The sequence below is a fragment of the Stenotrophomonas sp. INTA L402-1 genome (assembly GCF_059295135.1).
In genome coordinates, this window is sequence record NZ_JCAFWP010000160.1 from 1 (window position 1) to 622 (window position 622).

General features: G+C 54.7%; 1 protein-coding gene. It reads right to left on the reverse strand.

The window, feature by feature from the left end; genetic code table 11:
• Positions 1-589, reverse strand: a 589-nt coding sequence (locus tag AC5O77_RS22090; protein WP_494507208.1) for an exodeoxyribonuclease V subunit gamma, incomplete at its 3' end; no start/stop codon positions are given.
• Between the last annotated feature and the right edge of the window lie 33 nt (positions 590-622).

The following is a 622-nucleotide window of genomic DNA, read 5'->3' on the forward strand; positions in this document are numbered from 1 at the left end:
GATCAAGCGGGCGTTTGTTATCGCTACGGGAAAACTCTTCGATGTTCACACCAGCAACGGCGCGGTTTTCCAGTTCCAGAATGTCAGACTGAATGTTATGCAGCAGGTTATCTGGCGTGACATCGACAAAGGCGTCCAGCTCCTGGCTGCTCTCCAGGTCAGAAAGGAGATAAATGTAGTCGCGCCCAAGCTTACCCCATGAAGCCAGCAGCGGGTTGCCGACATCCTGTTCACCATCGCTGTTAAAGAGCTGCCCGGCATTTTCGCTGTCGCGAAATAGCGGTAATTCGCGATCTTCAAAACTGTGTCGGCGCTGGCGAGTCAGCAGTTTCGCCAGATAAGCAGGATCTTTAATGTCGCCCCAGTAATAACGGCAGGGGTTGGTAAACAGGAGATGGATTTCAATATGTTTACCCAGCGCCTGTAGCGCCTGGAGATAAACAGGCGGTAACGCGGAAATACCGCATATAAAGACGCGCGAAGGTAGCCCCGGCGGGCAGGTCGTCGCGGACTCCAGCGTTTCGATAAAGCGCTGATAGAGATTGGCGCGGTGCCAGCGCGGTTGCCCGAGTTGATGGGTATATTCCACCAACGCCTTCCACAACGGCGCTTGCCAGGCCCT